Origin of the sequence: Bradyrhizobium sp. SZCCHNS30572 (genome assembly GCF_032484415.1) — a bacterium.
Lineage (GTDB): Bacteria > Pseudomonadota > Alphaproteobacteria > Rhizobiales > Xanthobacteraceae > Bradyrhizobium.
This window is the reverse complement of sequence record NZ_JAUESY010000007.1, coordinates 54,386-67,778: the sequence shown is the minus strand read 5'-3', so window position 1 is coordinate 67,778 and position 13,393 is coordinate 54,386. Positions and strand designations below refer to the sequence as shown.

Sequence of the window (13,393 nt, the reverse complement as noted above, 5' to 3'; positions counted from 1 at the left end):
AAGCCGCTACTTCGTCAGCTCAAGACACACGACAGCCCGGGAGGCTGCCGCGTAATCATCATCATAAGTGCTTTGCTTATGTATGTCGAAATACGTTGCGTCCTTTGCGCTCTCCCGGTCGCCAACGGTCCACCCTTCCGCCCTGTAACGATAGATGGTCTCGATGCACGATTGCGGCGCGAATCGCTCGACGAGCCGGTCGACCATTTCGGCGTCAAAAATCTGGAACCAACCGTGGTTGGCTCGTCGACCGAATGGCATGCTCAGAAAGAGCACCCCACCTGGCTTCAACATTCGGCGCAATTCCATCAGACAAGAGACGTACCCGTCGGTATCCGTCTCGTTCTTTGTGCCGTCGCTCGTGTAGAGCATCGTGTTGTCCAGGCCAACGTGCTCGATCGTCGAGATGCAGGCAATCCAATCGAAATACGCGTCCCGGAAACAGCTTTCGCGCAGATCTTCATAAACGTAGGACACGCCCCACTGCCACGCAGACCACTGCTCCGGCGCCAAAGTCGAAACGGTGCAGGTCTTTTCGCGCAGCTTCGGATGACCGAGCACATGCGCGTGGTTGAGGGTAGACCCCGCGTCGAGCAATCGCCCCTTCCCCGCTGGAAGGCGCGCCATGAACCAGGGATACTCAACGATACGTTCATCGAGGCGCCAACCAAAACCGTCCGGGAGTTTGTAGGGATCGTAGGCGGGATCGTTGATTGCGGCGGTTACCGACTTGATCTTATGCGTATCGTAACCTGGCTTCCAAGGCGGGTTGCCGTCCGCGAGAAATCGTTTGTAATTTGATTCCGCGAGCGGCGCCTTGAGGCGCCCTTTGATGTACTGTTTCAATGATTGCATGATGCTTGCCCTGGGTCTGCCGCGCTATCATCACCCAGCCGTATATGCGCTTGGCGTGCCCTCTTGTAGGAAACAAGAGCCCTATATTGCAACAGGCTCGGCCCTCGGCACGCGCGCAGCAGATCGTTCAGTTGCGCGGCATCCGACCGGCCTGCCCATTGCAGCGTGCCGAAGCAATACCAGTCAGGCGGCAACCGCAGGATCAATACGCCATCGCGCACAAGCCGCGACACATCCAACCCTTTGGCGGCGGCCTCATCGCCTTGGAAGGGACGTGGAGCAAAGGTCATCAGCGCAACGAGCTTCACCGCATGCGGCCAGTGCGCGAACTCGAGCGCAGCATCCGGCTCGTTAATCAAGCGGACAACTGCTCGCGCGACTCTCCTGACGAGACGCGCGCCTTTATACGGCGGTAGAAAAAAAATGCCGAGTTCCGTGCGCAACAGCAATTTTGCGGCCGCCTGCGCCACCAAAAGGCGATGCAACCGCGGGCGCAGCAACGCGGGCGCATGTCGGGAGACGAAGCGCCAGTGATCGCCGAGATTGGTCATCGACCTGCGGTCGAAGATTTCGCGCCAGGCTTGCCGCAAGGTCAACTGGGCTTGCGGTACGATACCGGTCTCCTCGATATGAGCCAGAATCATTGTGTCGTAACACACGAGCAGCTTGAAACCAGCAGACTTGATCCGGCAAAAGAAGTCGTAATCTGAAATATAATGTGGAAAGGTCCGATCGTCGATGTTGCCGACCGCTCTTATCATCTTGATCGGAATCAAAGTACCTCGGCCCGGAAGCGTGTCGACGTCTTCACAATGCCGCTCGCCTGAGGCGATCTCTGTTTTGATGGGGAAATCGTAGCGCTCCCAATCAATCATCTCGCCGGCATCGAGGACCCTCGTCGGATCGCGACTGTCAACGACCTTTGCGCCAACGGCCGCGTCATGGGTCCGCGACCAGGCAACCAGCGTTTCGATGTAGTTTTCAGGGACTCTCGTGTCATTGTTCAGCAAAAGAACGAAGTCATCCGTCGCAGCTTTGGCCAGTATCCGCTCAATGGCCAGCGCACAAGAGCCGGCCCACCAACGCTCCTTCCCATCGTAGATCACCTCCACGTCCGGATAGAGTCGAGCGAGCTTGTCTCGCGTGCCGTCGGTCGATCCGCCGTCCGATACGTTGATCGTCAAATGTCGATAGGTCTGACGGCGCAGATCTTCGACGCACTGCTGCGTGAACTGCCAACGATTAAAGACGGGAATAACGACGTGAACGCACCCTTTGGTTGCACGATCGATCGAAACCGGATTGTCAGTGCCGCCGCACGCATCTTCAGATCCGATCAAGCGCTCCACTACCCCGCTCACAGGCACCTTGAAGGAACTCACCAGCTGTCCTCCTCCGCAATCGGCCTGAAGGCATGGATATCGTTGGAAACAATCCTCAGACGGTGTATACCTCCACGACCGGCATGTTTGCAAGTTGGCGCATCCACACGTGAAAGTAGAAAATGCCCTCCGCGTCCACGGGTTTCGCCGTCGCACAAGCGTCCGAGCTGACCCTGCGCCCAGGGGCGCGCGCCCTCTCGTCTTAACCGTGGCGATCAATTCGATAGAGACGATCCCTTTTCGGAACCTCTAAGAGCAATTCTGACGTATGGCACTCGTTTGGATAACCGGCGCCCGTGGCTTCCTGGGCCGACATGTGGCCGCGCGTTTTGCGGCGGGGGGCTGGGATATTGCTGGCATTGGGCTTGGCGGCGCTGCCGATGTCGATATCGCAGCACTCCCTCTCGCCAAAGTCTCAGGCAGGGCTGCCTGGATCGAGAAGATCATCGACAACGAAGCGATCAAGGAGCTCCTGAAGCTTGTCGGCCCCCCCGACGTCGTATTCCATGCCGCGGGCAGCGGCGCAATCGGCGCATCGCTTGCGGACCCTTACCGAGACTTCCGTCTCTCGGTAGACAGCACCGCGCTGCTGCTTGATACGTTGCGCAGGTCAGCGCCGGAAGCGGTGTTCGTGCTTCCCTCCAGCGCGGCAGTGTATGGCAGCGCCGCGCCGGGACCGATCGCCGAAGACGCTTCGCTGGCTCCTGTATCGCCCTATGGCGCACACAAGCTCTGTGCCGAATGGCTATGTCGATCGGCGTCACACTCATTCGGCTTGAAAACGGCCGTGATCCGCTATTTCTCTCTGTACGGTCCCGGCTTGCAGAAGCAGCTGCTATGGGACGTCGCAGGAAAACTCTCGCAGGCGTCCGACGAAATTACCCTCTTTGGGACGGGGGCTGAGACCAGGGACATGCTGTACGTTGAGGACGCAGCCGAACTCGGGTTCATCGCGGCCCAGCACGCAACGTCGCAGTGCCTCATCGTCAATGGCGGAACTGGCGTCGCATCCAGTGTTGAGTCCATTGCCAGTGAGCTTGCCCGCGCATTGGGAGTCGATTGTCGGATCCGATTCAATGGACATTCGCGCATTGGCGATCCGAACCACCTGCAGGCCTCGGCCACACGGTCAAGAAGCCTGGGCTTCGAGCATCGTTGGAGCTTGAGAGATGGGCTTGCCGCCTATGCCGCATGGTGGCGGACGGGCAACAGAGGCGCGAACATCAAGTGAGGGGCTGCCGAACTGGTCGGCTCCGCAGACCGGTCGGCCGGTTGCTCTTTTTGCATTTCGCTTTTATGCCTCCCTCCGGCAGTGTACACCCGCATCCTTACCACCAAAGGTTAGCAGACAGTTGTGAGCGATAAGGACTGGACAGTTCGCGCCGAGAGCGTCTCCAAGAAGTTCGGCCTGTCGCTGCGCCGATCGATGGCACACGGCCTTCGTGACGGCCTCGGTCGGCTTGTTGGCGCCGGCAGCGATTCGAGCCTGTTGCGTGACGGGGAGTTCTGGGCCGTCAAGGACATCAGCTTCACCCTCGAACGCGGCCAGAGCCTTGGCATCATGGGGGTCAACGGCTGTGGAAAGACGACCCTTCTGCGCATCCTGACTGGCATCTACAAGCCGGATGCCGGTCGCGTCATGCTGCGCGGACGTGTTGGCGCATTGATTGCGGCCGGCGCTGGCTTCTCACCGATGCTCACCGGCCGCGAAAACATCTATATAAACGCCGCACTCCTCGGACTCTCTCCCCGGGAGATCCGCTCCCACATGGATGAGATCGTTGCATTCTCTGAACTCGAACAATTCATCGACATGCCCGTCAAGCATTACTCGAGCGGCATGCAGGTGCGCCTCGGTTTCGCGGTGGCTGCCGTGAGCGAGCCGGAGGTGCTGCTGGTCGATGAAGTGCTCGCTGTGGGTGACTTGAACTTCCAGAAGAAGTGCTACGATTACCTCTTTGGATTGAAGCGCAAGGGCACGTCGATCGTCCTGGTTTCGCATTCCATTGGAGCGATTTGGGCGGTTTGCGATCGCGGACTGTTCATGGACAAGGGCGAGGTGAAGGTCCTCGGCGAAATCGAGAGGGTGATCCGCGCCTATGACGATCAGAACGCTCGCAACGCCGCCCGTACTCGGGAGAGTGCGCTTCCTGGTCCGGATGGCGCGAGCGAGCTGATCTCCGGCACCGGCGACGTTGTCTGCGACAATATCAAGATCGTCGCAAAGGACGGCAATACGGCCAAGAAGGAGCTGCACTTCAAGGAGCCGTTCGACATCGTCATGGATGTGACGGTTCATTCAGCTATCGATGACCTCGTCATCCGCGCCGTGCTCGATGCGGCACATTATAGAAATATCTGCACTATCGACAGTCACGAGCAAGGTCTTCTGGTCGGACGCGTGATGCCAGGTCGCTATAGTCTGAGGATTTCCGTTCCAGCGCAAAATCTGCGGCCGGGAAGTTACGATTTGAACATCGCCGCGATCACGCGCCATGCAGGACTTCATCTCTTTCTCGCGCTCAAGTGTGGAAACGTCGTCGTCCTGAATCCAAGCGACAAGTTCCTCTACTCGGACCCGAATGCCGTCGTTCACTTCGATGCAGATTTTCATCTTGACCAGGTCAGCTCATGAACGAAGCGTTGGACCATTTCGCGCGGGACCACTTTTTCGCGCCGACGAGCGCTGAAGCGGCGCGAGAGCTGTTTCGAAGGTCAGTACGCAACGTCGTTGTCGAAATTTCATCACACTGCAATCGGGCATGCTCCTACTGCCCCGTGTCGAAGGTCGATCGTGCCTCGACCAACAAACTGCTGCCTCACGATACCTATGAACTTATCCTGCGCGACCTCGCAGAAATCTCCTATGACGAGGGCTTGTGCTTAAATCTGTATAACGAGCCAACTTCAGACAAGTCGCTGCTGCTCAATCGCATCAGGCGCGCTCGAGAGCTGTTGCCGGCGGCCCGCATATACTTCAGTAGCAACGGAGACTATCTGGATCGCGACTACGTTCGCGAACTGATCTCAGCCGGCCTGTCCGAACTGTACATTTCCATCCATGCCCCGGCCGGCAAGCCGTACGACGATGCCTATGCAGCGACGCGCTTCAACGACCTTTCCCGACGTTTGCAGAAGGCGATAAAGGTCGACATCCTACGTCCCGGAGAGACGATGCAGGGTCATGTCAATATCGAAAAATTGCCGATCCATGTCTTTGCTACGAACTACTACACCCTGGGATCGAACCGGGCGGAATCCGTCGGACTGAGCTCCGGCGCGTTCAGCCGGTCCGCGCCGTGCTCCCGTCCCTTCAATGACTTTACGGTTTCCTACGACGGCACGCTATTCCCTTGCTGCCAGATGTTCGTCGACTTTGCAGAGCATACCCAACGCTATGCAATTGGAAAATTGACAGATTTTCCAACGATTTTTGCGGCTTATGCCAGCCAGGCGATGGCGGAATGGCGAAAGGAGCTGCTTCGCTATGGTCCCAAGCTTTCGCCGTGCGCGACTTGCACGGAGGGACAGCATGAAGGGACGCCGGAACAGATTGCGACACGTGAAAAGGTCTACTCGGAATTTCTTGGGCCAAGCCAGGTGGTTTCGTCGCCTTCCCCCGGCGGGAGCTGGCTCGGCGGGATACGACGGTGGCGCGTTGCCCGGCGATCAAAGTAATTGCCCATTACGGCACCGAGGAATTGAATGATCGGCCAAAGCAGCGGCAAGCGCCCCACCCGGGTGATCGGGCTCGACGTGATCACCGATCCCAAGTGGATGGGCGGCATTATCTATATTCGCAATCTCGTCTACTGTCTTGAAAGCCTGCCAGAAGCGGAGAGACCGGAGGTCAGGCTGCTCGGCGTACCGGACGACGCGATGCCGCTCGCCGTTGAACTGCGCTCTTTTCCGTTCGTCGACCGGGACCGGCGCCCGCGCAGGCATGGCGCGATCGCCCACTTCTGGCGCCGTGTCCATAGGAAGTTTCTGCAAACCTACATTCCGCCAGATCCGGCTTGGCAGAAGCTGGATGCCACCTATCCTACAATTGGCGGGAAGGTGCAGGGCGTTCCGGCGATCCGATGGATACCTGATTTTCAACATGTGCACCTGCCTCATTTCTTTACTGAGGATGAGCGCGATGCACGCGACCGTGGCATCGCTTTGATCGCGTCCGAGCCTGGCGTCCTGGTCCTGAGCAGTGAAATGGCCAAGAGGGACTTCCTCAATCTCTGCCCGAATCCTGAGGTCGAGCCACATGTCTGGCGCTTCTGCTCTGTCATCACGGATCATGAGCGGGGCGGTCGCAATCCACACACGCAATACCGCCTGCCCCGGCGCTACGCCTACATCGCAAATCAATTCTGGGCCCACAAGAACCACCGAGTTGCATTCGAGGCGCTGCGTCGCTTGAAGGCAAGGCACCCGGATCTGGTACTCGTCTGCACGGGCCGGGAAGACGACTATCGCGACAAGGAATATGTACCTGAATTACTCGAGTTCATCGCCAAATCCGAGCTTCAAGACAGGATACTGCGATTGGGACTGGTTCCTCGAGCTGACCAGATCGAGATTTTCCGCCACGCTACGCTGGTTCTTCAACCATCCCTCTTCGAGGGCTGGAGTACTGTCGTTGAAGATGCAAAGACGCTGGGACGACCAATCATCGCTTCTGATATTCCCGTGCACCGTGAGCAGCTCGAAGGCGAGAAGGGTCTGCCGGTCAGGTTCTTTCCACCTGACGATGACGCAATTCTGGCGGAAACGCTTTCGAGCGCTTGGCGCGAACTCCCGGACGGTCCCGATCCTGCTTCGGAACGACGTGCCCAGGAGCGAAATCTCCGGCAGCGGCTCGCTGCTGCACGATCCTTCGTTGACCTTGTCGAACGAGCTATTGCGATCGAAGGGAAGGCCGGCGTGACACGCGGCAAGCCCGCGATCACTGCGTGAACCTTTTGCTAGCCGCGCGGAGCGCTGGCGAGACAACCACGTCTGAAGCGAACGATCTTCGGACGGCGGAAATGGGGGACTAAACTCATGTGCGGCATCAGCGGCGTGATCTGCAGTGCTCCACTTCGGCAAAGCGAGCTCGCTCTACTAAGCGAGATCAATGGAGCCCTGTATCATCGTGGCCCGGACTCCGATGGACTGTTCGCATCGACTCACGTGGCGATGGCCATGCGACGCCTGTCGATTATCGATCTGGCAGGAGGAGGACAGCCGCTTTATAACGAGGACCGGTCGGTTGCAATGGTTTGCAACGGCGAAATCTACAATCACCACGAGCTACGCAGCGCGCTTCAGGCTCGCGGCCACGATCTGAGAACCCACTCAGACGTGGAAACGATTGTTCACGGCTACGAGGACAAAGGTGAGGACTGCATCGCAGATTTGCGGGGGATGTTTGCTTTTGCCATCTGGGATGATCGCAAGGGGCGGCTCGTGCTCGGGCGCGACCGCCTGGGCGAAAAGCCGCTCTACATGTTGCGAGACCGGCGAGACGACGGTGCCGAGCGAGTCTGGTGGTGCAGCGAGCTGAAGCCGCTGCTACGCCTCGTGCCAGCAGCGCAACGGCGCATCTCCCCAGTGGCACTGCACGAGTTTCTGACCTTTCAGTACTGCTTGGAGCCGAACTCCCTGATAGAGGGAATTCATCAGTTGCCACCAGGTCATCTGATAACTCTTTCGCCAAAGCAGCTCTCTGCGGAACCGCGCCCCTATTGGAGTATGCTCGACGTCGAGGCTATTCACTGTCCAGATCCGGTTGCGCAGGTGAGAGACCTGCTGGATACGGCATGCCGGCGGATGGGGAGCGCCGATGTTCCGGTCGGCGTTGCACTTTCGGGTGGGATCGACTCGTCCCTGGTCGCCGCCATTTCGGCGAAACACTATCCCGGCCAGATTCATGCTTTCACGATCGGCTATAAGGGACGACCACCGACGGACGAACGGCTGATCGCTCAGCGCTTCGCGCGCTCTCTCGGCATCGAATTCACGGAAGTGGAAATTGATGTCGACCAAATGGTCGAGCAATTCCCGCAGCTGGTGCAAGCGATGGACACCCCGATCGCCGACATAGCAGCATATGGGTACTTCGAGGTCTGCCGCGCAGCCCGAGCCGCAAAGGTGCCGGTTCTGCTTTCGGGCATGGGCGGAGACGAGTTTTTTTGGGGGTACGAGTGGGTCCGCAATGCAGCTGCGGAGCATCGCAAGAAGGGCGTCAATGGAGGAATCAAAGAATGGGCACGCCGAACGTTCGGACATGGCGCCCCCCGGGAAACCTCCATTCTGGCTCCATTGAAGGAAATCGGCCGGTCAGCCGCGCTATCACGCTCACTTCTCGCCGATCCTGCTTCGGTCGAACCCAATCATTGGCTCGCGCGCACTCGGCCGATTGAAGGATATCCCAGCGGTCCAGCCGTGACGGAGGCGCTTTCGAGGACCTGGCTCCTCTGCAACTGCCTCACGCTGCTCGACCGTATGAGCATGGCCCACTCCATCGAAATGCGCGTGCCGTTCCTGGACATCGACCTCATCAACGCGGTATCCGCTATGCGTCACGGCGGCCTCGAGGATTTCGAGAAGCCGCACAAATGGCTTTTGCTGTCATCCTTTGGTCATCTGCTGCCAGATGAAGTCAGCCAGCGACCCAAGCAGGGCTTCACACCTCCAGTCCAACAATGGATGATGAAGCTGATCGAACGACACGGACCGCTTTGGAGAAACGAAAGCATGCTCGTGTCGCACGGCGTCATTGATGGTGATCGCTTGCGCCGAGAGGAACGAAGCTTCCCCATCGACTTTCAATACAAGCTCACACTTGCCGAACTATGGGCACGCGGTGCTCTCGTATGACGTGGCTGGATCCGGTCAAAGCCACAGGCTGCTCTCCGAGTTCTGGTGGGCCCGGCGCTCAACACGCATCACGTGGGCCTCGGTCACGTTCTCAAGGCGACAGCTAATCATGTTGGAGCGGTCTGATAGAGCTCGCATCATGCTGGTCTATTGGGGGCGGCGCGGACTATCCCGCTTCGTGCAGGACGCGGCGACCGTAGCGATCTCATGTCCTTCAATCGACGCCACGATATCCATATCTCGCCAAAATGAGAGCTTTGCGGCTTTTTCGGAGTTTGAAGACCGGCTGGTCGCCGTGGACACCTTTTCCAATGATCTTGGCGCTCTCGGCCAAGCCTGGCGCATTCCGATGCTGCGGAGCCGCATCACGCGCGAGATTGTCAATCGGAAGATTGAGGCCGTGATTGAATTCATGCCCCACGTCTGGTCGTCCGTCGTATTCTCCGTTTTGAAGCCGCATGGAGTTCTCTATTCTTCAATCATTCACGATGCGGAAATCCACCCGGGTGACTACAGGTCGGCGCTGATAGACCCTTTCCTCGATCGGACGATTGCGCAAGCTGATGCGGTCCTCACTCTGAGCGACGCAGTGACGAAGAGACTCCTGACGGCCCGGCGCGTCCCTCAGCACAAATTGTTCACGCTGTTTCATCCAGATCTCGACTATGGCGCGCAGCGGAGGACGATCAGTCTCACCGAAGGCAAGCCGATCAGGCTTGCGTTCCTGGGTCGCATCATGCCCTATAAGGGGCTAACCTTGCTTCTCGATTCCATCGAGGCCTTACGCAGAGAAGGCTTTCAGGTCGAACTAGGAGTCTTCGGCGAGGGCGCGCTTGGTGACAACAAACGGCGTCTCGCCGCACTCGGCGCTGAAGTGATAAATCGCTGGCTTACAGAGCGGGAAATCGCAGCGATACTGTCTCGTTATCATGCCGTTGTTCTTTCCCACATGGAAGCCAGCCAATCCGGCGTCGCCGCCACCAGCTTGGGGGCCGGGATCCCGGTCATAGCTACTCCGGTCGGCGGACTGATCGAGCAGATACAGGATGGCGTTAACGGCGTCCTCGCGGCGCGCGTCGACGCTGCTGCGCTGTCTGATGCTATCAAGCGTATCGCGCTCGATCCGAACCTCTTTGATGCAATCTGTCGCAGGATCGAGGCCACGAGAGCGGACCGCTCCATGGCCCGCTTTCTGGAAAAATGCGTTGAATACACCCTGGGCGCAGGGAAGCGGCAAACGGAAGAGCAGCCGTAGCGCCGCTTGAGCATGAGGTCTCGATATTGCCGGGAGATTAGGGACCGTGAGAGGACGGACCATCATAATCGAACCAAACTTGATCAACGAACGTGGTCACCACGCGTTTGCCACGTCCAGGTTTGCAACCCTCATGGGCGACACACGCCCGCTGATAGCCGCTGGGAAGGGATGGAACGGATCGCAGCATCTCGGCGGCGGCGATATCTTGCGAGTATTCAGACATAATCGCGATACCGTATCACGATCCCGCCGCTACGGGCCCACGGTCACGACCGCGTTCTCGCTCGGCGCAGGCGCGATCATGCCTATAGCACGCTTCATCAGGGGCCGCAGAGGCTTTCATGCTCCTGACGCACCTACTCTAACGGTCGCCGGCGCAGACGCGAGCAAACTCCGCTCGATCATTGCCCCTGAACTCGGCGAACTTCTCAGCACCCTTGAGCCCGAGCCCGGAGACACCGTATTCTTGCCGTCTGCCGACGCTGAGCTTCTCATCGCAACCGCCGAGCAATTTGAGGCGCATCGTGGTCCGGCTCGTTTTGTCGTGCGGCTGATGTATGATGATGTGGGCTGCCATCCAAGCGATCCGACATGGCGATCAGCCTTAAAGCGTCTCCAGGAGTCCCCAGGGGCCATTGAGAACGTGGATCTTCTCGCAGAGACGCCCGCCTTCGCACGCGCGATACGCGAAATCTGGCCTAAGCCTGTCGAGTTGTTACCTCACCCCACTGACCTGCCGGCCCAGCAATCTCCCGCGGTGAATGGCAGGTTCATTCTATACATGGCGGGTCATGCTCGCTCGGACAAGGGAGCTAGACTATTGAACGCGACGGCGCAGGCGCTCGCGGCAAAGCTCAACGCGCATGACCCAGACGTCGTCCTGCGTGTTCAGGGCCATCCAAGCAGCAGGGCGGGTAAGGTTCAAATAGAAGCATTGCCACTCCATCTGGATCCGGACGAATACGTATGGAGCTGGAAGCAGGCCCACGCAGCGCTCCTGCTGCATGATCCTGCTGTCTATGCGATACGAGGGTCGGGCGTCGTTTGTGACGCAATTTCGAGTTCGAGGCCCTTCGTGTTCCTGAGTGGCAGTTCGCTTTCCGACTGGAACGTGGGATGCAACGCCCTCGAAGCAACTCCATCCCCGCATGCAATCGCCCAGGCAATCGTTGAATTATTGAACGGTTACGAGACCTTCGCGGAGGCGAGCGCGACCGTCGCCTCGACCGTCGCTCGACATGTTGAAATAGGAATGGTGACGGTGATGGGGTGCGACACGGCGAGCGAGGCTGGGTGACCTGGCGCCGGCAGCCCCCCCATATTGCAGGCGAGCTACCGATATGCCGCGTCACTTCAACAGCTATAGGCTCCACCTCCATCGAGGCTCCCAAACCTTCCCGACCCGTCTTGGCATCCAGATTCATTGATGCCTCGGCGTTGCAAGGAGCGACAATGAACCGTCCTGAGCCACGGCCCAGAATAACACGCACATCCAAGAGCAGGATCTCGCCATGGGTGACTTTGACGGCTCGCGAAGTCGAGTTTTCTTCAGGAACTGCGAGCGAAACGTACCATTCAGTCGAAACGTTCGACTACGTTGTCGTTCTCGCCATATCCCCCGAGGGTCTGGTGCCGCTGGTTCGGCAATACCGGCCGGCGGTTGAGGACTTCACTCTGGAGCTTCCAGCGGGTCTGATCGATCCTGGAGAGCAAGCCGCGAGCTCAGCGGCTCGAGAACTGCTTGAGGAAACTGGATTTCCGAGCAGGGCCGTCCATTTGCTCGGAGTGAACAAAACCGATGCAGGTCGCCTCAGCGATCGCGTACACTCCTTCTTCATTGAGACAGAAGCCCGGATCCCAGGATTCGCGCCCGAGGCAGGCGTCGAGACGCTGCTGGCAAGTCCTCCAGAACTCCTGAACATGATCATGGGCGGGCTTTTCGATGCACAGATTGCCCTCGGCACGCTGCTGTTGGCTGACCTCCAGGGACATTTGCGCTTGCGAGGATCGCCGTAAGACTGGGTTGCGAGACTGCCCACCCACGCCGGAGTATCGCCTGGCGCTCGGGCCAAGCCGATCGTTGCGCCGCAGTTGTAAATATGTCATTCGATTAAACGCCCTTCCCTCGTTACTTGGCTATCACGATTCCTACGTCCATCCGTCTGGGTGCGGCTCAAGAGGAACCAATGCTAAGACGCGCGACACGATACCTAAAGCGCCTCATCGCGCCGAGACTCGTCAACGTTGCTGCACGGATCCGCCAGCCGGCAGCTGAACCAGCGATTGTTTCGCAACAGGGTCTTCTGGGCCGGCTGTCGCAAATTCCTTATTGGGAAGACAAGATCCGGGCCTACAAACAGTATACTTATGAGCCGGACTCTGGAGCCTGGACCAAGGCGGGATCTCGTGCTGCCCTCCGGAAGACAATCGAGGGAAACGATCTGAAGGTGAATTACGGTTGCGGCAGCACGATCCTCGACGACTGGATCAACATTGACCTGTTTGAGCACGACCATCCAGCCTACTATCAGGTCAACTTGCTGGACAAACACCCGTTCGCCGACAACACTGTTCGATTCGGCTATTCGGAGGATATGCTTGAGCATCTCCCCCAAGCCGCCTCGATCTTCGTAATAGCTGAGATCTATCGGACACTAAAGCCTGGAGGCGTGATGCGCTTCAGCTTTCCTGGGCTGGAGGGAGTTCTACACCGCCACTACTCGCCACCGACCGAGACAAGGATTCGTGAAGGTGAGTTCGAAGCCTATGCGTTTTGGGACCACATTCACTTCTATGCGAAGGAAGAGCTCCGACTTATCGCTGAGCACATCGGATTTAGAAAGGTAAGCTTCTTCACTTACGGCATTTCCGAGCATGCCGAGCTTCAAGGCCGCGATACCCGAGCACACCAAGTCGACCTCAACACCTTTGCTGAGCTTACCAAGTAGTTTCTGGATAAAACGTCTTGACCCCGGACGATGTGGCTCGCCCTGTCACATCTGAGATTTCCGTTCTTTCGGACTTTCAACAGTCCATCATATTG

At 58.3% G+C, this 13,393-nt stretch carries 11 protein-coding genes; 9 read left to right on the top strand and 2 right to left on the bottom strand.

Annotated features, from left to right (window positions below; genetic code table 11):
• Nucleotides 1-6 precede the first annotated feature (6 nt).
• Entirely contained in the window at nt 7-855 is an 849-nt protein-coding gene (locus QX048_RS20115; protein WP_315716383.1) for a DUF268 domain-containing protein, read from the bottom strand.
• Nucleotides 843-2,237 carry a glycosyltransferase family 2 protein gene (locus tag QX048_RS20110; protein ID WP_315826507.1) on the bottom strand — a complete coding sequence of 465 codons (1,395 nt, stop codon included), beginning with the start codon at nt 2,235-2,237 and terminating at the stop codon, nt 843-845. Before QX048_RS20110 ends, QX048_RS20115 begins: the two co-directional genes overlap by 13 nt.
• A gap of 268 nt (nt 2,238-2,505) precedes the next feature.
• Here QX048_RS20110 and QX048_RS20105 point away from each other — a divergent pair, with 268 nt between their 5' ends.
• From QX048_RS20105 to QX048_RS20065, 9 genes are all read left to right on the top strand, one after another.
• Entirely contained in the window at nt 2,506-3,468 is a 963-nt protein-coding gene (locus QX048_RS20105) for an NAD(P)-dependent oxidoreductase (RefSeq protein ID WP_315716385.1), read from the top strand.
• Nucleotides 3,469-3,591: 123 nt separating this feature from the next.
• Entirely contained in the window at nt 3,592-4,872 is a 1,281-nt protein-coding gene (locus tag QX048_RS20100; RefSeq protein ID WP_315716386.1) for an ABC transporter ATP-binding protein, read from the top strand.
• Nucleotides 4,869-5,915 (top strand): radical SAM protein, encoded by a 1,047-nt coding sequence (locus QX048_RS20095; RefSeq protein ID WP_315716387.1) that lies wholly within the window; start codon nt 4,869-4,871, stop codon nt 5,913-5,915. The genes QX048_RS20100 and QX048_RS20095 overlap by 4 nt, the downstream gene beginning before the upstream one ends.
• 27 nt (nt 5,916-5,942) lie before the next feature.
• Nucleotides 5,943-7,187, top strand: a complete 1,245-nt coding sequence (locus tag QX048_RS20090) for a glycosyltransferase family 1 protein (RefSeq protein ID WP_315716388.1) — start codon at nt 5,943-5,945, stop codon at nt 7,185-7,187.
• Between the two features lie 87 nt (nt 7,188-7,274).
• Nucleotides 7,275-9,092 (top strand): asparagine synthase (glutamine-hydrolyzing), encoded by a 1,818-nt coding sequence (asnB, locus tag QX048_RS20085; RefSeq protein WP_315716389.1) that lies wholly within the window; start codon nt 7,275-7,277, stop codon nt 9,090-9,092.
• A gap of 139 nt (nt 9,093-9,231) precedes the next feature.
• Nucleotides 9,232-10,347, top strand: a complete 1,116-nt coding sequence (locus tag QX048_RS20080; protein WP_315716390.1) for a glycosyltransferase family 4 protein — start codon at nt 9,232-9,234, stop codon at nt 10,345-10,347.
• 79 nt (nt 10,348-10,426) lie between these two features.
• Entirely contained in the window at nt 10,427-11,647 is a 1,221-nt protein-coding gene (locus QX048_RS20075) for a hypothetical protein (RefSeq protein WP_315716391.1), read from the top strand.
• Between the two features lie 218 nt (nt 11,648-11,865).
• Complete coding sequence (locus tag QX048_RS20070; protein WP_316200632.1) at nt 11,866-12,366, top strand: NUDIX hydrolase; 501 nt, start codon at nt 11,866-11,868, stop codon at nt 12,364-12,366.
• A 170-nt stretch (nt 12,367-12,536) separates the two neighbouring features.
• Nucleotides 12,537-13,298: a class I SAM-dependent methyltransferase gene (locus QX048_RS20065; RefSeq protein WP_315716393.1), complete on the top strand. Its 762-nt coding sequence runs from the start codon at nt 12,537-12,539 to the stop codon at nt 13,296-13,298.
• Nucleotides 13,299-13,393: the final 95 nt, after the last annotated feature.

Excerpts from the sequence above, each read along its gene's own strand:
- QX048_RS20115 (WP_315716383.1), bottom strand. The coding sequence starts at position 855 with ATGCAATCATTGAAACAGTACATCAAAGGGCGCCTCAAGGCGCCGCTC.
- QX048_RS20105 (WP_315716385.1), top strand. The coding sequence starts at position 2,506 with ATGGCACTCGTTTGGATAACCGGCGCCCGTGGCTTCCTGGGCCGACAT.
- QX048_RS20095 (WP_315716387.1), top strand. The coding sequence starts at position 4,869 with ATGAACGAAGCGTTGGACCATTTCGCGCGGGACCACTTTTTCGCGCCG.
- QX048_RS20090 (WP_315716388.1), top strand. The coding sequence starts at position 5,943 with ATGATCGGCCAAAGCAGCGGCAAGCGCCCCACCCGGGTGATCGGGCTC.
- asnB (WP_315716389.1), top strand. The coding sequence starts at position 7,275 with ATGTGCGGCATCAGCGGCGTGATCTGCAGTGCTCCACTTCGGCAAAGC.
- QX048_RS20080 (WP_315716390.1), top strand. The coding sequence starts at position 9,232 with ATGCTGGTCTATTGGGGGCGGCGCGGACTATCCCGCTTCGTGCAGGAC.
- QX048_RS20065 (WP_315716393.1), top strand. The coding sequence starts at position 12,537 with ATGCTAAGACGCGCGACACGATACCTAAAGCGCCTCATCGCGCCGAGA.